The 16654-nt window shown below is 70.3% G+C and carries 18 protein-coding genes; 4 read left to right on the top strand and 14 right to left on the bottom strand.

Annotation, left to right across the window (positions count from 1 at the left end; all coding sequences use genetic code 11):
• Nucleotides 1-13: 13 nt before the first annotated feature.
• Nucleotides 14-1687: a carbohydrate binding domain-containing protein gene (locus tag STRTUCAR8_RS11535; RefSeq protein ID WP_006375836.1), complete on the bottom strand. Its 1674-nt coding sequence runs from the start codon at nucleotides 1685-1687 to the stop codon at nucleotides 14-16.
• 171 nt (nucleotides 1688-1858) lie between these two features.
• Nucleotides 1859-3016 carry an ATP-grasp domain-containing protein gene (locus tag STRTUCAR8_RS11540; RefSeq protein ID WP_006375840.1) on the bottom strand — a complete coding sequence of 386 codons (1158 nt, stop codon included), beginning with the start codon at nucleotides 3014-3016 and terminating at the stop codon, nucleotides 1859-1861.
• Nucleotides 3017-3381: 365 nt separating this feature from the next.
• On the opposite strand from STRTUCAR8_RS11540, the gene STRTUCAR8_RS11545 reads away from it, so the two are divergent.
• Nucleotides 3382-4290, top strand: coding sequence for a metallophosphoesterase family protein (locus STRTUCAR8_RS11545; RefSeq protein WP_006375854.1), 909 nt, complete (start codon nucleotides 3382-3384; stop codon nucleotides 4288-4290).
• Nucleotides 4238-4981 carry a 4'-phosphopantetheinyl transferase family protein gene (locus tag STRTUCAR8_RS11550; RefSeq protein WP_044472041.1) on the top strand — a complete coding sequence of 248 codons (744 nt, stop codon included), beginning with the start codon at nucleotides 4238-4240 and terminating at the stop codon, nucleotides 4979-4981. Before STRTUCAR8_RS11545 ends, STRTUCAR8_RS11550 begins: the two co-directional genes overlap by 53 nt.
• On the opposite strand, the gene STRTUCAR8_RS11555 is transcribed toward STRTUCAR8_RS11550, so the two are convergent.
• Nucleotides 4956-5183 carry a hypothetical protein gene (locus tag STRTUCAR8_RS11555; protein WP_006375839.1) on the bottom strand — a complete coding sequence of 76 codons (228 nt, stop codon included), beginning with the start codon at nucleotides 5181-5183 and terminating at the stop codon, nucleotides 4956-4958. The two genes, STRTUCAR8_RS11550 and STRTUCAR8_RS11555, sit on opposite strands and share 26 nt — an antisense overlap.
• A gap of 215 nt (nucleotides 5184-5398) precedes the next feature.
• Here STRTUCAR8_RS11555 and STRTUCAR8_RS11560 point away from each other — a divergent pair, with 215 nt between their 5' ends.
• Nucleotides 5399-6421, top strand: a complete 1023-nt coding sequence (locus STRTUCAR8_RS11560; protein WP_044472044.1) for an alpha/beta fold hydrolase — start codon at nucleotides 5399-5401, stop codon at nucleotides 6419-6421.
• Nucleotides 6422-6493: 72 nt separating this feature from the next.
• On the opposite strand, the gene STRTUCAR8_RS11565 is transcribed toward STRTUCAR8_RS11560, so the two are convergent.
• The 3 genes from STRTUCAR8_RS11565 to STRTUCAR8_RS11575 are packed head-to-tail and all read right to left on the bottom strand — an operon-like array spanning nucleotide 6494 to nucleotide 8908.
• Entirely contained in the window at nucleotides 6494-7678 is a 1185-nt protein-coding gene (locus tag STRTUCAR8_RS11565) for an MAB_1171c family putative transporter (protein WP_006375843.1), read from the bottom strand.
• Between the two features lie 13 nt (nucleotides 7679-7691).
• Complete coding sequence (locus tag STRTUCAR8_RS11570; RefSeq protein ID WP_044472045.1) at nucleotides 7692-8219, bottom strand: hypothetical protein; 528 nt, start codon at nucleotides 8217-8219, stop codon at nucleotides 7692-7694.
• A 32-nt stretch (nucleotides 8220-8251) separates the two neighbouring features.
• Nucleotides 8252-8908: a helix-turn-helix domain-containing protein gene (locus tag STRTUCAR8_RS11575; protein ID WP_044472042.1), complete on the bottom strand. Its 657-nt coding sequence runs from the start codon at nucleotides 8906-8908 to the stop codon at nucleotides 8252-8254.
• Nucleotides 8909-9184: 276 nt separating this feature from the next.
• On the opposite strand from STRTUCAR8_RS11575, the gene STRTUCAR8_RS11580 reads away from it, so the two are divergent.
• Nucleotides 9185-9856 carry an MmyB family transcriptional regulator gene (locus STRTUCAR8_RS11580; protein ID WP_006375853.1) on the top strand — a complete coding sequence of 224 codons (672 nt, stop codon included), beginning with the start codon at nucleotides 9185-9187 and terminating at the stop codon, nucleotides 9854-9856.
• A gap of 61 nt (nucleotides 9857-9917) precedes the next feature.
• On the opposite strand, the gene STRTUCAR8_RS11585 is transcribed toward STRTUCAR8_RS11580, so the two are convergent.
• From STRTUCAR8_RS11585 to STRTUCAR8_RS11620, 8 genes are all read right to left on the bottom strand, one after another.
• Nucleotides 9918-10754, bottom strand: a complete 837-nt coding sequence (locus STRTUCAR8_RS11585; RefSeq protein WP_044472043.1) for an ABC transporter ATP-binding protein — start codon at nucleotides 10752-10754, stop codon at nucleotides 9918-9920.
• Between the two features lie 13 nt (nucleotides 10755-10767).
• Nucleotides 10768-11739 carry an ABC transporter substrate-binding protein gene (locus STRTUCAR8_RS11590; protein ID WP_006375850.1) on the bottom strand — a complete coding sequence of 324 codons (972 nt, stop codon included), beginning with the start codon at nucleotides 11737-11739 and terminating at the stop codon, nucleotides 10768-10770.
• A gap of 208 nt (nucleotides 11740-11947) precedes the next feature.
• Nucleotides 11948-12883 (bottom strand): PDR/VanB family oxidoreductase, encoded by a 936-nt coding sequence (locus tag STRTUCAR8_RS11595; RefSeq protein WP_006375841.1) that lies wholly within the window; start codon nucleotides 12881-12883, stop codon nucleotides 11948-11950.
• Nucleotides 12880-13083 carry a hypothetical protein gene (locus tag STRTUCAR8_RS11600; protein ID WP_006375847.1) on the bottom strand — a complete coding sequence of 68 codons (204 nt, stop codon included), beginning with the start codon at nucleotides 13081-13083 and terminating at the stop codon, nucleotides 12880-12882. Before STRTUCAR8_RS11600 ends, STRTUCAR8_RS11595 begins: the two co-directional genes overlap by 4 nt.
• On the bottom strand, nucleotides 13080-14144 hold the full coding sequence (locus STRTUCAR8_RS11605) for an aromatic ring-hydroxylating dioxygenase subunit alpha (protein ID WP_006375849.1): 1065 nt from the start codon (nucleotides 14142-14144) through the stop codon (nucleotides 13080-13082). The genes STRTUCAR8_RS11600 and STRTUCAR8_RS11605 overlap by 4 nt, the downstream gene beginning before the upstream one ends.
• A gap of 426 nt (nucleotides 14145-14570) precedes the next feature.
• Nucleotides 14571-14885 (bottom strand): alpha/beta fold hydrolase, encoded by a 315-nt coding sequence (locus STRTUCAR8_RS11610; protein WP_006375837.1) that lies wholly within the window; start codon nucleotides 14883-14885, stop codon nucleotides 14571-14573.
• A 286-nt stretch (nucleotides 14886-15171) separates the two neighbouring features.
• Entirely contained in the window at nucleotides 15172-15744 is a 573-nt protein-coding gene (locus STRTUCAR8_RS11615) for a TetR/AcrR family transcriptional regulator (protein ID WP_006375845.1), read from the bottom strand.
• A gap of 357 nt (nucleotides 15745-16101) precedes the next feature.
• Nucleotides 16102-16654, bottom strand: a 553-nt coding sequence (locus STRTUCAR8_RS11620) for an oxidoreductase (protein ID WP_006375852.1), incomplete at its 5' end; no start/stop codon positions are given.

Consider the following 16654-nt stretch of genomic DNA (forward strand, 5'->3'; position numbering starts at 1 on the left):
TTCCGATGTCGGCTCAGCCGGTGAAGCCGGCCGTGATCGAGGTGAACTGCCAGGTGCTCTGGCTGATGCCCGAGCAGTTGCTGACCACTCCGCCGCCGGGGCACGGGCGGTCGCGGTTGACCGCCCAGTAGGCGAGGCGGGCGATGTGGTGGGAGTCGGACCAGTCGCGGATCTGCGTCCAGGTCGTCGGGCTGGTCAGTTCCTGTTGGTCGGAGAGGCCGTTCATGCCGGAGATCCCGATGTGGGCGTACGCCGTCGCGTCGTCCCAGCCGAACGTCGAGCGCAGTTTCGTCTTCAGCCCCTCCGTGGCGTTGACCGTGCTCGCGTACATGTCGGCGCCGCCGCCGAAGTCGAACGGCATGATCGTGAACACGTCGATGTTGGCACCGAGGGCCGACGCGCGCTCGATGAGGCGGTTGCCCCAGTAGTTCGGGCCGGTGGTCGACGTGCCGAAGGTCAGGATCGTGCGCAGGCCCGGGTTGTTCGCCTTGACGATCTTCAGGGCGCCCAGGATGCGGTCCTGCACCACCTCGTTCTCGAATTCGTCCGAGTTCTCGATGTCGACGTCGATCGCCTTGAGCCCGTAGGCGTCGATCACCTTCTGGTAGGCGCCCGCGAGTGCCTCGGGCGTCGAGCAGTTCGGACCGAGCTTGTTGCCGCTCCAGCCGCCGATCGACGGGACGATGTCACCGCCCGCCGCACGGATGGAGTTGATGACGCTCTGGTCGTTGCCGCCGGTCAGCGCGCGGGTGCCGTCCCAGGCCGGGTTGCAGCCGCCCGAGGACAGGATGAACGCCATCGTGAACCACTTGACGCCCGTCGCGCTCATCACCGAGGTCGCGCTCGGCGGGTCGCCCCAGCCGAGGAAGAGGTAGGGAGCCGCCTGCTTGAACCCCGTGGTGCCCCCGCCCGCGTCCGTCGTGACGCTCACGGAGTTCGAGGCCGCCGAGACGTTGCCCGCCGCGTCGCGCGCCTTCACCGAGAAGGAGTACGCGGTGCTCGGTGAGAGCCCGCTCACCGTGGCCGACGTACCGGACACGCTCGTCACCTGGCTCGCGCCGCGGTAGATGTCGTACGCGGTGACGCCGACGTTGTCCGACGCGGCGTTCCAGGCCAGGGAGACCGTCGAGGAGGTCTTGGCCGTGGAGCGGAGGGTGCCGGGCGCGGTGGGTGCCTGGGTGTCCGAGCCGCCGCCGCCCGGGCCGTCGAGGCTGATGTCGTCGGCGTAGTAGGTGCCCTGGCCGTACCAGCCGTGGGTGTAGACCGTGGCGGTGGTCTGCGCCGCGCCTGTCGTGAAGGTGACGGACAGTTGGGCGTACGCCGAGGGGGACGTCGTCCAGGTCGAGGGGCCGCTGTCGACGCCGAGGTAGACGTACGAGCCGCGCACCCAGCCGCTAAGCGTGTAGGCGGTGTTCGGGCGGACGGTGACGGTCTGGGCGCACTTGGCGTTGTCGCTCGAACTGGCCGCGCCGGAAAGGGACTTGGTGCCGCCGTGCACGGGGGAGGAGGTGATCTGGCCGAGGTTGCCGGTGCAGGACCAGGGGGAGAGGGAGCCCGACTCGAAGCCGGGATTGGTCAGGACGTTGGCCGCCTGGGCGGTGCCGGGCAGGGCGACCGCCCCGGCCAGGGCCAGGGTGGCGGAGCCGAGCAGGGCGAGCAGTCGGTGTCTGGTGAGTGTGAAGCGCACGCGATCTCCCTGAAGCGGTGGGGTTTTCGGGAGTGCAGAGCTCTGCACGAAGGTGCAGAGGGGTGCGCAACAAAGTTGGTCTGGACCAGTCGGGCTGTCAAGAGACTGAGCGCCGATTGGTCCAGACCGATGGGGGTGAGTCTGATGGAGAAAGAGGTCGAAAAGGGGCGTTTACGCGGTGGCAGCCGCCGGTGCTCCCGCAGATGCCTCCGCCGCCGCTTCCGCGGCAGGCTCCTCGGCGGGCGCCGTCGCCGGTACGGCGGGCAGCGTGGACGTGGGCTCCGGGACCTCGTCCGCGGTCGCCGACACCGTACGCACCAGGCGCGGCGCGGAGATCACCGCGTAGTCCTGCCCGAGGAACGGCGGCACCAGGTCGCCCGGGTCCTCACCGAGCGCCAACTGCACGGCCGCCCAAGGGGCGTTGATGCCGCACAGCGACAGCTGGTGCAGACCGCCGGCCGGACGCGTGTTGACGTCCATCAAAACCGGCCGGTCCTCGTACATCCGGAACTGGATGTTGCTCAGGTGGTGCAGTCCGAAGCCCTCGGCGATGAGCCGCGCGGGCTCCAGCCAGGCCTCGTCGAGGGTGAAGCCACGCCGCCGGCCGTTCTTGGTGCGGCCGATCGCCATCCGGATACGCGAGTCGGTGCCGGTGAGGCAGTCGACGGACACCTCGGGCTGCTCCAGACGGGGCATCACCAGCCAGTCGATGTCCTCGTCGGTGTTCCGCAGCACGTCGAGGACCATGTCCAACTGGACGTAGGGGCTGGGGAACCCGTTGAGGTGCGACATCGAGAAGGGGGCCCGCGTGATCATGCGGAAGCCCACTCCGCCCGCGCCCGCCGCCGGCTTGAAGCACGCCTTGTGGCCGTCGGCCTCCAACTGGTCGACCGCGACGATGAGTTCGTCGGCGCTGCGCACCCGCCACCAGGGCGGCACCGGAACGCCGACGGCCTCGACGGCCTGGTAGGCGGTCGCCTTGTCCTGGAAGACGGCCACCGCCTCCGGCGTCGGCGCGAGCAGCTTGGTGCCCACGGCCTCGAAGTCCGCGCGGTGCTCGACGATCGCGTCCTGGTGCAGCCGCGGCACGAACACGTCGATCTCACGACGGACGCACTGGTCGAGCGCGTACTCGACGTACGCGGCGGGGGACAGGCCCTCGGGCTCCATGGCGGCGGTGTCGGCGGCGGCCAGGACGGGGGAGTCGGCGTCCCCGTGGGTGGCGTGGATCTCGACCGCGCGATCGCTGGGATTTCTCCGCAGCTGTTCCATGAAGAACACGTTCTCCGCGTACGTGCGGTTCAGCCAGACGCGTACGCGAGAGACCATGCAGGGCCACCTTTCAAGGTTCACGGGCGCGGCAAAATAAGGCCGAGCCCGGCCAGGGGAGAGTTGGGAACACGACAAGCCACCCGGGTGCGAACCGGATTTCTGGCGGAAGTGTTGAGGCGATCATAAGGCTCCGCAGACCCTGTTCCTGCTACGCGCGTGTTACGGAATTGACAGCAGTACCCCGTGTGTTGCCTTGTGCACCAACAGTGGTCCCCTGTAATGATCTTCGGCCCGCCCGGTGAGCTGCGCCGGGAGGGTGCCGGGAGGGCGGGGAGCCGTACTTGTCCGGCTGCCGGTGATGTGTTCTTGTGGGTCCGAAAGTGCGCCCGCGGGGGCGGAGTTCGGATGCGGAGGGGGCTGGGGTGGAGACGACGGCCGGCGGTGCCGGACAACTGCTGGCGATCAGTGATCTGCACATCGGCTACCCGGAGAACCGCGCCCTGGTCGAACAGATGCGCCCCGAGACGGACGACGACTGGCTGATCGTCGCCGGCGACGTGTCGGAGTCGGTCGCCGACATCCGCTGGGTCCTCGAAACCCTCGCCGGCCGTTTCCGCAAGGTCGTCTGGGCACCCGGCAACCACGAGCTGTGGACCCACCCCAAGGACCCGGTCACCCTGCGTGGCGTCGCCCGCTACGAACACCTGGTCGGGCTGTGCCGGGAGCTGGGTGTGACGACGCCCGAGGACCCGTACCCCGTGTGGGAGGGCCCCGGCGGCCCCGTGGTCGTCGCGCCGCTCTTCCTCCTCTACGACTACTCCTTCCTGCCGCGCGGCTGCGCGACCAAGGAGGAGGGGCTGGCGTACGCGCACGGCACCGGCATCGTCTGCACCGACGAGTACCTTCTGCACCCCGACCCCTACCCGACCCGCGAGGCCTGGTGCCGGGCCCGGGTCGCGGAGACCGAGCGGCGGCTCGCCGAACTGCCCGGGGACCTGCCGACGGTGCTCGTCAACCACTACCCGCTGGACCGGCATCCGACGGACGTGCTCTGGCACCCCGAGTTCGCCATGTGGTGCGGCACCACACTTACCGCCGACTGGCACCGCCGGTTCCGCGTCGCGACCATGGTCTACGGCCATCTGCACATCCCTCGGACCACCTGGCACGAGGGCGTCCGCTTCGAAGAAGTGTCAGTGGGCTACCCCCGCGAATGGCAGAAGCGCCCGGGAGACCCCGGACGGCTGCGCCGCATACTGCCGATGGAGGTCGGATCCGGTGATCGAGGAGCTGCTTCCGGCCACGGTGGTGGCCGTGGAGACGCACGGTGACGAGTGGGCCGACGGTGCGTACGGGGCCGGCGGTTCCGGAGGCGCGGCGCTGTATCCCGAGGAGGCGGCGCTCGTGGCCCGGGCGGTGCCCAAGCGCGTCCGCGAGTTCACCCTCGTACGCGCGTGCGCCCGCCGGGCCATGGAGAAGCTCGGCGTGCCGCCGCAGCCCGTGCTCCCCGGTGAGCGGGGCGCCCCGCGGTGGCCGGCCGGCCTGGTCGGCAGCATGACCCACTGCGAGGGCTACTGCGCCGCCGCGCTCGTCCGCGCGGACGACCTGGCCTCCGTCGGCATCGACGCCGAACCCCACCAGCCGCTGCCCGAGGGCGTCCTCGGCTCCGTGGCCCTGCCCACGGAACTGGCACACCTGCGCGAACTGAAGGCGAGCGGCCCGGCCGCGCCCGGAGCCCGGGCGCCCTGGGATCCGGTGCACTGGGACCGGCTGCTGTTCAGCGCCAAGGAGTCGGTCTACAAGGCGTGGTTCCCCCTCACCGGCAAGTGGCTCGACTTCAGCGAGGCCGACATCGAGTTCACGGCAGTCCCCGGCCCGCACCCGTTCGGCACCTTCCGGGCCCGTCTGCTGGTGCCCGGACCGGTCGTCGACGGCCGGGAACTCGGGTACTTCGACGGGCGCTGGACCGTGCGGCGCGGGCTGCTGGCGACGGCGGTCAGTGTGCCGCACCAGCCTGCCTGAGCAACCGGAAGAACCTCTCCTCGTTGCCCGTCAGGCCCGCCTGCGCCAGGGCCGCTTCCGCCTCCGCGAGGACGGCGGGCGGCACGACCGGTGGTCGCAGACCTCCCGACGGTACGTCGAAGGCGGCGCGGACGGTGTGCAGCAGCCGCAAGTAGGCCTGTACGGCGGTGCGCTCACGGTCGGTCAGTACGGCGGTCGGCATCGGACGGCTCTCCCCATGTCGGCGTCATCTCGGCTCAGTGGTGCACCTCCCAGCTTGCCGCCCACCACTGACAATCCCGGTTCCGTACACGTCGGTTCGCTCGCTTAGCGGAGGCGAAACCTCCTCGAAACGCCTCGTGAGAATGGGGTTCTACGCTGAGTAGAAAGGGTTTTCGGCAAGGGGTTCAGGGCACAGGAAGCGGGGAGGTGAGCGGCGTGACGGACATCCCGCGTCACGGACCGGCACGCGCGGTACGGCTGCGACCGGTCGGCGACGGTGAGCTGGAACTGCGGTACCGCGTCGTGCACGGCTACCGCCGGGCCTTCCGGATGGCCGGCGAGGGCCCGGCCCTCGTCCTGATCCACGGCATCGGGGACTCCTCGGCGACCTGGGCAGAGCTGATCCCCGACCTCGCCCGCAACCACACCGTGATCGCCCCCGACCTGCTCGGTCACGGCGCGTCCGACAAGCCGCGCGCCGACTACTCGGTGGCCGCCTACGCAAACGGCGTGCGCGATCTGCTCACCAGCCTCGGCATCGAGTCCGCGACGCTCGTCGGACACTCCCTCGGCGGTGGGGTGGCCATGCAGTTCGCCTACCAGTTCCCCGAGCGCACCGAGCGGCTCATCCTGGTCAGCGCGGGCGGGGTCGGCCGCGAGGTCAACCCGGTCCTGCGCGCGGTGTCACTGCCCGGCGCCCATCTCGCGCTCTCCGCGCTGCGGTTGCCCGGGATGCGACTCCAAGTGGGGCTCGCGGTACGGCTGATGAAGCTCCTGGACACCGATCTGGGCCAGGACGCGCAGGAACTGCTCACCCTCGTCGACGCGTTGCCCGACGAGACCTCCCGCAACGCCTTCATCCGCACCCTGCGCGCGGTCGTCGACTGGCGCGGGCAGGTCGTGACGATGCTCGACCGGTGCTATCTCACCGAGGGCATGCCGACGATGCTGTTGTGGGGGGACCGGGACAGCGTGGTGCCGGTGCGGCACGCTCACCGGGCGCACGAGGCGATGCCGGGGAGCCGGCTGGAGATCTTCGAGGGGGCGGGGCATTTTCCGTTCCACGGTGATCCGGCGCGGTTCGTGGCGCTGGTGGAGGAGTTCACCGGTGGGAGTGCGCCGGCCGACTGGAGCCGGGAGCACTGGCGGGAGCTGTTGGTCGAGGGGCGGCCCTGTGATGTCCATGGGCGGGTGGTGGAACGGGACTTGCGGGAGGTCAGCGAACGTAGCGCTACGTAGGTCCGTCTTCGGGTGCGGGTTCGCTGTGGCTGGTCGCGCAGTTCCCCGCGCCCCTAAAAGCGCCGACGCGGCCTACGGCCAAGCCGCGGCTTCTTCTCGTACCGCTGCGACCACCGGAGAGCAGCGCAGGGCCAGGGACATGGCTACCAGGTCGCGGGGGGTCTCCGTGGCCGATGGCGGGCCGTCGTGCTCCGTCGTCGCCGCGTTGACGAGTCTGCCCTCCGGGTCTGCCGAGCGGGCCCGTAACGCTGCCGTCACCATGGCCGCGTCCGCCTCGGCCCGGGCGGCGTCGGGGGAGGAACCCGCGGTGCGGGCGGCCTCGTAGGCCCGGGCGCGGACGGTCGGGTCGAAGTACGGGTAGAGGCTGAGCATGCCGTCGTGGATGTCGGACTCCCGGCGGGTGACCTGGAGTTCGGCCGGTGACCACCAGGCGATGCGGACCGCGTGGTCGCCGTGGTCGGACAGGGGGGCGAGCTCGCGCCACAGCGGGCTGAGCCGGCGGTACGTCGACCAGGTGCTCCACACGTCCCCGACGCGCTGGCAGGCCAGCGGGATGCAGAAGCCGGCCGCCGTGACGACCTCCGCGGCGGCGGCCAGCGCGGGGGCGACGTAGGTGCTCAGGTAGTCGAGGTCGCCGCCGTTCCAGCGGGCGACCACGGCCGTCAGCTTCGTGGCCGCGAAGGCGATGTTGCAGAAGAAGCCGGCCACGATGACGAGCAGCCCCACCCGCAGCCAGCCGTGCACCCGCAGCGCCCACGGCCAGCACACCATGTTCATCGCGATGTTCGCGACCGTCAGCGCGACGAGGTACAGCACGATCATCTCGCGGACGAACGGGGTGTTCGCGTAGTACGTGTCGAAGTCGCGCAGGCGCTGCTCGGGCGTGTCCCCGAGGGCGAACAGGGCCGCTGTCGCCACGATGACGACCGCGTACCCGGCGATCCAGCGGCGGGTGGCACGCCGGGTGGCCTCGGGCGGGCCCCCGCGCCAGTTGATGATCAGCACCAGGCAGGAGGCACTGAAGGCGCTCAGCAGGCAGTACACCAGCGGCGCCGAGAAGTTCGGGACGGCGGTGAGCCGGTTGACCCAGGTGATGGTCGGCGGGGCAGCGAAGAGGAACACCAGCACGGACAGCAGGAGCAGTGCGTACACCGACCGCAGCAGCGGGTCCCGCCAGGCGCGCAGCACCGCCCGGCCCTTGAGGAGGAGGACGATCACCATCGCGGCGGACGGCACGTAGTAACTGGAGTCGTTCACGGCGGGCGCCGTCTCAGCTCTGCGGTCCGCGATAGCCCAGGGAGGCCTCGATGCGGCCCGCGAGCTGGTCGCGCCGCACGGGCCGGCGCGCCGAACCGGCAAGCCACGTACGGCACTTGCTGGCCAGCAGCAGACCGAAGCTCTCGGCGTCCTGCTCGTCGGCGAGGTCGGAGCGGGTGCGGGCGGCCACCTTGCGGACCGTGGCCTGGAGGTCCGCGGTGTCGCTGAGCAGCCGGGCGGCGACCGCCGCGCCCTCGACGTGATGGCCGCAGTGCCCGGCCTGCATGTGCCACAGCTCGTGGCCCAGGATCACCAACTGGTGGTCGGGCGCGGTGCGTTCCTCGACCACGATGAGGTCCTGGTCGGCCATGTCGAGCCACAGCCCGCTGGCCGTGCCGGGCGGGAAGGGGGCCGCGCGGAACACGACGGGACGGCCCCGGCGCCTGCTCATGGCGTCGCACAGCGCCGCGTAGAGGTCGGCGGGTTCGGCCGGTGCCGGGAGCTGCAGCTCGGTCACCAACTCGCCGCACAGGCGGCGCATTTCCTTGCCGATGTTCACAGTCATCCCTCGGATCACGACTCCGGCCGCTTGACGCTCTCCAGAAGCATGTCCAGCCACTCGGCGACCTTGTCGCGATGCTGGTCGGAGGGCAGCTGCGCGGCCCGCCAGGCGATTCCGCGGACGCCGTGGTCCTGCAGCAGCCGCTGCAGCGGGTCGTCGGCGGCCTTCGCCGCCTCACGCTCCCGGTCGGCGAGCTGCTGGAGGAGCTCCTGTTCGGCGGTCTGGAGGGCGCCCGTGAGTGCCTCGGGATCCTCCGCGGTGAGGAAACCGGCGTGCACTCTGAAGAAGCGCTGGATGGCGTCGCAGTGCTCCATGGTGGGGCGCCGGTCGCCGTTGATGAGTGCGCCCGCCTGCTGGCGCGACATGCCGGCGCCGTCGGCGATCTCCTGCTGGGTGTACTTGCGGCCGTTCGGTTTCAGCCGGGTGCGGCGCAGCAGGCCCAGCCGCTGAAGGAAGCGGGCCTGCAGGTCGGGTTCGCCGGCGCTCTGCCCGCTCAGCAGGGCCTTGACGACGCTCTCCGGTACGCCGGACACGGCCGAGAGCCGCCCGGTGTGGAAGACCTCGGCGTGCGCTACTCCGAGCCGGTCCGCGAGCGTGCTGACCCGGGCCACGACGGCGGACAGCAGAACCGTCGCCGTGGCGCCCGGAACCTCGTAGCCATCCGTCACCGACAGGTCTCCTACCGTCTTCTGTGCATGTGGGTCTGCGTATGGGGTCGCTGAGTCCTCGCGGCCCTGTGCGTCCACCGCGACTTCGTCGGTCGCCGTGAACTGCCCGGAGAGAGTAGCGGGTTGTTCGAACTCACATCCAGCTCTCGCCACATCTGTGGCCAGATTCAGCCGTCAACAGGCATGAAATGCCACGATAGTTGACACGACTCCTGGCGGGGCAGCAGGATCAGGGCGCCGCGTGAAGGCCGCATAGGCAAGAGGGGTGACCTCCCGATGGCATTTCAGGCAGGAGGGCAGCGGCCGGCGCCGCGGCCCGTCCCCGAGAGTCCCGAGGCCCAGGCGTATCTGCGGGACTACGCCACACTTGTCGAGGCCGTGACCTTTCCGTCCGTCGTCCTCGACCACCGCTGGGACGTGGTCCTCTCCAACACCGCGTTCGAGACACTTTTCCGCGCCGTCGGCCCGCATCCCACGGCCATGCCCGGCGACAACTTCCTCCGTTTCGTCCTCTTCCATCCGGACGCGGGCACGGTCCTCGGCGAGCACGAGTCGAGCTGGTGTCTGCCGATGCTGGCGCACTTCGCCGCCGCAGTGGAGCGGCACGCCCAGGACCGCGGCCTCCAGGCCATCCGCCGCGACATCGCCCAGGACCCGCTCATGGAGGCCGCCTACCGGCAGGGCCTGCCACACTGGATCCGGGCGGTCGGCGCGGAAGCCGTCCAGCACGACGGAGCCGTACGCCCGCTGCTGCACCCCGATCCGCGCTGGGGCGCCACCGAGTGCCGCGTCGTGGGCGAGACCCCCAAGTCCCTTGAGGACATGGGCTATACGAGGCTGACGCTGGTGCTCCGCGAGACGCGGCGCCCGGCGGAAGCCCCACGCGGACCACGCCGCCCGCGGCGCTCGGCGAGCCACCTGAGCGTGGTGCCGGACCGGGAGGTGTGAGACGGGACCTGGCCCCGGAACCGTCGGCGTTCAGGTCGTCGACGGCACCGGGGCCACCGGCTCAGGTCCTGCGCTCCGGCCTGTCCTCGACGGTGTCCCACGGGCCCGGGCCCGGCGCCGGGGTTCCGCGCTTGGCCGCCTGGATCTGCTCGTAGACGCGCGTACGGAGTTCGGCGAAGCGCGGGGCGACCCGGGTGTGCAACTGGTCGCGCTCGTCCGGGAGATCGATCCTCAGCTCCTTCCTGACGACGGTCGGGGACGCGGACAGGACGATCACCCGCTCGCCGAGATACACGGCCTCGTCGATGTCGTGCGTGACGAAGAGGATCGTGATCCCGCGCTCCCGCCACAGCCCCCGCACGAGATCCTCCAGCTCGGCGCGCGTCTGTGCGTCGACCGCCGCGAACGGTTCGTCCATCAGCAGCACTTCGGGTTCATGGGCGAGTGCGCGGGCGATCGCGACCCGCTGCTGCATCCCGCCGGACAGCTGCCAGGGGTAGGCCCCGGCGGCGTCCGTGAGGCCGACCGAGCGCAGCGCGTCCGCGACCAGCTCGCGCCGCCGCTCCTTGGTGAAATGCTTCTGTTTGAGGGGCAGTTCGACGTTGTCGCGGACGCGCATCCAGGGAAAGAGGCTGCGTCCGTACTCCTGGAAGACGAACGCCATGCCGGGCGGCGGCCCGCTCACCGGCCGTCCCGCGAGCGTCACCCGGCCCGCCGTCGGCGCCAGCAGCCCGCCCACACACTTGAGCAGCGTCGTCTTGCCGCACCCCGACGGCCCGACCAGGCAGACGAGTTCGCCCGCCCCGACGGTGAAGGTGAGGTCGCGCACCGCCTCGACCCGACGCCCGGAACTGTCGTAGACCTTGTTCAGGCCGGCGACATCGAGGAGCGCGCCCATCACCGACGGCCGGTCATGGCAGCAGCTTGTCCAGGTCGGGGGCCTGTTTGAAGAGACCGTCCGTCTCGCCCAGTTTCTCCAGTGCCTCGATCGAGGCACGGTTCGCCTCGGCCGGCCACTTCGGCAGGGTCACCTTCGCCAGCACGTCCGCCGGGATCTTGGTGTACGTCGTGACGGCCTGACGGGCCTCCTCCGGGTGGGCGTCGGCGTACGCGAGGGACTCCGCGGTGGCCTCCTGGAACTTCTTCACCAGCTCCGGGTGCTTCTGGGCGTACTGGCTGGACGTGAAGTACATGGCGACGGTGCAGTCCGGCGCGACATCCACCAGCGGCCAGGCGATCTCACGGCCCCCCTGGCTCTTGACGGTCGCGAGGGCCGGCTCGACGACCTGGGCGGCGTCGATCTGGCCGCCGTCGAGAGCGGCGGGCATCTGGTCGAAGGCGAGCTCGACGAACGTCACCTTGTCCGGGTCGCCGCCGGCCTTGCGTACCGACTCGCGGACCGTGGTCTCGTTGATGTTCCTCAGGGTGTTGACGGCGACCTTCTTGCCCTCCAGGTCCTTCGCCGACCTGATCGGGCTGTCCTTCTTCACGGTGAGGGCGCTGAAGTCCTTGCCCTGTACTCCGGTCGACGCGATGCCGTTGGCGACGGCCTTGACGGGCACGCCGCTCGCCTGGGCGATCATCAGTGACGTCACGTTGCTGAAGCCGAACTGGAACTGCCCGCTGACGACACCCGGCACGATCGCCGCGCCGCCCTGCGCGAGCGTCATCGACAGCTTGAGCCCGCGCTTGCTGTAGAAGCCCTTCTGCTGACCGAGATAGAGGGGCGCGACATCGACGATGGGGATGATGCCGACCTTGAGGGTGGTGGTGCCGCCGGACGACGTGGTGCCGTCCGGCGAACCGGAACCGTCCGACGAACCGCAGGCCGCCGCGGTGACCAGCAGCGTGACGGCCGTGAGACCGGACAACAGACGACGCAAGACTCCTCCTGTGGGGCGGATCGAGGTGCTCCGACAGGTTGTGCCAGGTGTGGCGAGCCGTGCGCGGACAGCACGAACGTGCTCAGCCGTACTCGGTCATGCTCAGTCGTTCTCAGTTGTACTCAGCCGTTTGTACTCAGTCGTTCTCAGCGGGAACGTAGTAGCCCCGGGCGAATCGGGTCAATGCCCGGGGCGGCGAGATGACGGCTCAGAGGTCGAGGACGAGCCGTGGACCACGGCAGCGGGACACGCAGATGAGCATCGTCTCGCCCGCCTCCCGCTCCTCGTCCGAGAGCACCGAGTCCCGGTGGTCCGGGGTGCCTTCGACCACGTCCGTCTCGCAGGTCCCGCAGGTGCCCTCGGTGCACGAGAAGAGCACCTCGACCCCCGCACCGCGCACGGCGTCCAGCACGGACACCTCGACGGGCACGGTCAGCGTACGACCGCTGCGCTGCAGCACCACCTCGAACTCGCTGTCGGCACCGACCTGTTGGGCCTTGGGCGCGAACCGCTCGACGTGCAGCGCACCGGCGGGGCAGACCGTCTCCACCGCGTCGAGAAGGGCCCCGGGGCCGCAGCAGTAGACGAGGGTGCCCTCCGGCAGCCGCCCGATCTCCGCTTCGAGGTCCAGGAGCCCGGTCTCGTCCTGCGGAGCGAACGTGACCCTGTCCCCGTAGCGCCCCAACTCCTCGGTGAACGCCATGGAGTCACGGGTGCGGCCGCCGTACAGCAGCGTCCACTCGGCGCCCGCCGCTTCGGCGGCGGCGAGCATCGGGAGGATCGGAGTGATGCCGATGCCGCCCGCGACGAAGCGGTACCGGGGAGCCGGCTTGAGGGCGAAGTGGTTCCGGGGCCCGCGTACCCGCACCTTGTCGCCCAGCCCCAACTGCCCGTGCACGTACTCCGATCCACCGCGTCCGTCCGGCTCGCGCAGCACCGCGACACGCCACGACGACCGGTCTGCGGGGTCGCCGCACAGTGAGTACTGCCGCTCAAGGCCGGGCCCGAGCACGACGTCGACATGGGCGCCCGGCTCCCAGCCCGGCAACTCCTCACCCAGCGGGTGCCGCAGGGTGAGTGCGAGCACCCCGTCGGCGGCCGACTCCCGCCGTTCCACGACGAGTTCGGCTTCGTAGACGCTCATGAGCTGTTTCCCTGGTGCTGGGCCGCCTGTTGCTGGTCCGCCTGCGGCTGATGTCCCTGTGGATGGGCGAGCATCCACTCCCACATCTCGATGGGGTCCTGCGAACGGTGTTCCCGGCCGCAGTGGCAGGTGCCGTGCAGGACGTCCGTGCCCGGCAGCCACGCGATGCGGTAGATCTCGCCTGTGGGGCCGGTACTCACAGGACCTTCTCCACGGGCTTCTCGCCCTCCTCGACCAGCCGGGCGAGGATCCGGCGGGCGGCGAGACCGCCGGTGTCGATGTTGATGCTCAGCTCCTGGTAGCCGGACCGCTCCGAACCCAGCGTCCGCTGAAGGAGGTTGAGCGCGTCCACGTCCTGCATGACCACGGTGTGGTTGTTGCCCCGCAGGAACTCCGTGACCTCGTCGTCGTCCGTGGCCCAGTCGCGCGAGACCATCCAGAAGTCGTACACCTTGCCGTCGGCCGACGGTGTGATGGCGTACGTGATCTCGGTGTGGAACCCGTTCGGGTCGCTGCCGTCGGCCTCGGGCAGGACGCCCACCGGCGCGATCCGGCTGTGCAGCAGATACAGGCACGGCGCGTGGTACTCGATGTCCTGCCAGCGCGTGATCCGGCCCTCGATGCCGGTCGACCTGGCGTAGAACGGCGGGCACTCCGCGTCGTCCATGTGCCGGCTCACCCGTACGATCCCGGCGCCCTCGTCGACCTCCGTGTTGATCGGCGTCTCGGCGACCTCGGGGGTGCCGATGTAGCCGCCGTGCAGATAGGTCTCGTGGGACAGGTCGAGGAGGTTGTCGACGAGCAGGCCGTAGTCGGCGTCGATCGGCTCCATGCCCTTGACGGTGACCCAGCCGGGGGAGTCGAGGTGCCGGGCCCGGGGAATCGTGTCGGCGTCGGCGAGGGCCGGGTCGCCGATCCACACCCAGATCAGGGCGTCCTGCTCGACCACCTGGTAGGAGGCGACGCGGGCGGTGCGCGGAATGCGTTTCTGCCCGGGCACGTACACGCACGCGCCCGTGGTGTCGTAGGTGAAGCCGTGGTAGCCGCACACGATCCTGTCTCCGTCGAGGCCGCTCTCGGAGAGCGGGTAGCGCCGGTGCACACACCGGTCGGCCAGGGCCACGGGCGTTCCCTCGTCCTCGGTGCGGTAGAAGACGAGCGGCTCACCGAGAATGGTCCGGCCGAGCAGTTCCCGCCCCACTTCGTGGCTGTAGGCGGCGACGTACCACTGGTTCCTGGCGAAGGCGGTGGTGTGAGGCATGGGCGATCCTGTCCCTGTCGGCGGGGCGTCGTCACCCCGCGTGCCGTGTTGGAATCAGAGTCGTGAGGGTTGCGGTGGCTCGGCAAGGTGGCTTCTGCCAGGCGGAAGGGCTTCTGTGGACAGGCTGGTCAGAGCACCGTTCTGTCAGCCCCTGTTCGCCGGGGTGGAGGGCCGGGGGTGCTGCTGTCGGCTTCACGCGTGGGGTGGCCGGACAGGGTGACGACGCGTGGCGGCCGACGGCCGGTACCGCGGACGGACGACGAGCGGCTCGGCTGGACCGCGACATCCAGTTCTTCGCCCCCACGGCCGACTTTCCCTGTCGACGTCTCGCCCGCCCGGCGCCATCCGGCGCCCCAGGGCCTGTCGCCCTGCTGGTCGGCGGGCGTCAACTCGAAGGCCGTGAAGACCAAGTCCTACGGCAGCCGCTCAGGTCGAGAACTCGAGGAGTTCCAGCGCCCGGGGTACGAAGTCCTGGTGGCATTGGGAGACACCGCCGTGCCCGGCATCCGGGTAGAGGGGGACGAGTTCGCTGTGGGGCAGGCGGGCGGCCAGGTCGAGTGTGTTCGGGCTGGGCACCATCCGGTCGTTCTCGCCGTTCGTCAACAGGACCGGCTGGCCGATGGCCGACAGGTCCGACGGCGCCTGGCGGCCCCACCGCTTAGCGGCCTTCAACTGGGCGCGGAAGGACGGCAGTTGTGGGGGCCTGGGCTGCCTGCGGTTGTGAGTCCGCGGCGGCGTCATCTCGCTCGGTGCGGGCCAGGGGCGTTGTCCCGGGGCCGTGGCGCCTGTTGTGCGGGCGGCTCAAGCTGCCGGTCCGAGAACGGCTGACCTGTTTGCTTGCCGGTCACCGGGGCGACAGTGGAGAGGATGGGGGCAGCGAGGCTGAGCCCGACACGACGGGCGCCACGGTCAGCCGCCTTCGCCGAGGCGGGCGGCAGGCTCGATGGACCGTTCAGCCCTCGACGGCACCGAGTTGACGCACGTCGCGGTCGAGGGCGGGCGCCCTGCCGAGGTTCTGACCGCCCCGTCAGCGCATGAAGATGAGGGCGTTCTCGATTCCCTTCTCGAGGACCTCGTCGGCGAACTTCCGGTCGGAGAGGGCGCGGGACAGTTGCAGCGTCCCCACCAGCATGGTGTAGAGCCCGATGGCCTTGCCGCGGGCGGACTGCGGGTCCTCGGGTGTCAGGCGGGCGGCGATCTCGTCCAAGATGCTTCGCGCGCCTTCGGTGTAGGCCTGCTTGGTTCCGTCTCCGCAGCGGCCGATCTCGTCGAGCAGCGCGGCGGAGGGGCATCCGGCGCCGGGATTGTCCCGGTGTCCGGGCGACAGGTATTCGCGAACGAGGTCCTCGAGTCCCGTGCGGCCGGGCCGCAGGGTGTCGTACGCCGCGACCTGCACGCGCAGCTGGTCGGCCACGACGTTGGCCACGAGGTCGTCCTTGGACGCGAAGTGGGCGTAGAAGGCCCCGTTGGTGAGCCCCGCGTCCGACATCAGCGTGGAGACGCCGGAGCCGTCGATGCCGTCCTGCTTGAACCGTTGGCCCGCCGTCTCGAGGATCCGTTGCCGCGTCACCTGTTTGTGTTCCTTGGCGTAGCGCACCACAGGCTTCCTCCGTTCGCTCCGCAGGGTCGTTGCTTCGCACTCAAGCGTAAGCCATGGCCTGTCATGCGTAATATGATGTACGGCCGGGCGGCTTGAGCTCGGACCTGGCTCGCGACGCCTCGGGGTCTCCACCCCCCGTCGCTGTTGAGCTGCGCAGGATGAGTCGGTGCGGTGGTGCCGACTCCTTCGCCTCCGGCGCGCAACGCCGGTGGCGGGGCGAGATGGCGGTGGCGAGGTGGAATGGCGGCGGCGCACGGCGGCGGCTCGTAACGCTCTGGGCCGTCCGGCTGCCGTGCGCCGCAGCTGTGTGTGCCGAGGTGTCCGGGTCGGTGATTCTCCCGGGTGCCTGGCCTGTTGTCAGGCGGAGTGGGTGGGGTAGTCGGTGTAGCCGCCCGCGCCGCCGCCGTAGAAGGTGGTGGGGTCGGGGGTGTTCAGGGGTGCGCCGGCGCGTACGCGTTCGACGAGGTCGGGGTTGGCGAGGGCCATGGTGCCGACGGTGATGACGTCGGCCAGGCCGTCCTCGATGTCCTTGATGCGGGTGGAGATGTCGGTGCCGGCCCGGTTGAGGATCAGGGTGGTCGGCCACAGCTTGCGCAGGGTGTGCAGGAGTTCCTCGTCGCCGCCGTGGGCGACGTGCAGATAGGCGAGGTCGAGAGGGGCGAGGGCGCGTACGAGAGCCGGGTACAGCTCGTGGGTGTCGCTCTCCGCCATGTCGTTGAAGGGGTTGGCGGGGGAGATGCGGATGCCGGTACGGCCGGCGCCGATCTCGTCGGCCACGGCGGTGGCGATCTCCACGGCGAAGCGGACGCGGTTGTCGACGGAGCCGCCGTAGCGGTCGGTGCGCTGGTTGGTGTTGTCGGCGAGGAACTGGTGCACCAGGTAACCGTTGGCCGCGTGGATCTCGACGCCG

Source organism: Streptomyces turgidiscabies Car8 (assembly GCF_000331005.1).
Classification (GTDB): Bacteria; Actinomycetota; Actinomycetes; order Streptomycetales; family Streptomycetaceae; genus Streptomyces; species Streptomyces turgidiscabies.

What these genes read in the sequence shown, in the direction of transcription:
- STRTUCAR8_RS11540 (WP_006375840.1), bottom strand. Translation starts at nt 3,016, where the DNA reads ATGGTCTCTCGCGTACGCGTCTGGCTGAACCGCACGTACGCGGAGAAC.
- STRTUCAR8_RS11555 (WP_006375839.1), bottom strand. Translation starts at nt 5,183, where the DNA reads ATGCCGACCGCCGTACTGACCGACCGTGAGCGCACCGCCGTACAGGCC.
- STRTUCAR8_RS11570 (WP_044472045.1), bottom strand. Translation starts at nt 8,219, where the DNA reads ATGCGCCGCCTGTGCGGCGAGTTGGTGACCGAGCTGCAGCTCCCGGCA.
- STRTUCAR8_RS11580 (WP_006375853.1), top strand. Translation starts at nt 9,185, where the DNA reads ATGGCATTTCAGGCAGGAGGGCAGCGGCCGGCGCCGCGGCCCGTCCCC.
- STRTUCAR8_RS11585 (WP_044472043.1), bottom strand. Translation starts at nt 10,754, where the DNA reads ATGGGCGCGCTCCTCGATGTCGCCGGCCTGAACAAGGTCTACGACAGT.
- STRTUCAR8_RS11595 (WP_006375841.1), bottom strand. Translation starts at nt 12,883, where the DNA reads ATGAGCGTCTACGAAGCCGAACTCGTCGTGGAACGGCGGGAGTCGGCC.
- STRTUCAR8_RS11605 (WP_006375849.1), bottom strand. Translation starts at nt 14,144, where the DNA reads ATGCCTCACACCACCGCCTTCGCCAGGAACCAGTGGTACGTCGCCGCC.
- STRTUCAR8_RS11610 (WP_006375837.1), bottom strand. Translation starts at nt 14,885, where the DNA reads ATGACGCCGCCGCGGACTCACAACCGCAGGCAGCCCAGGCCCCCACAA.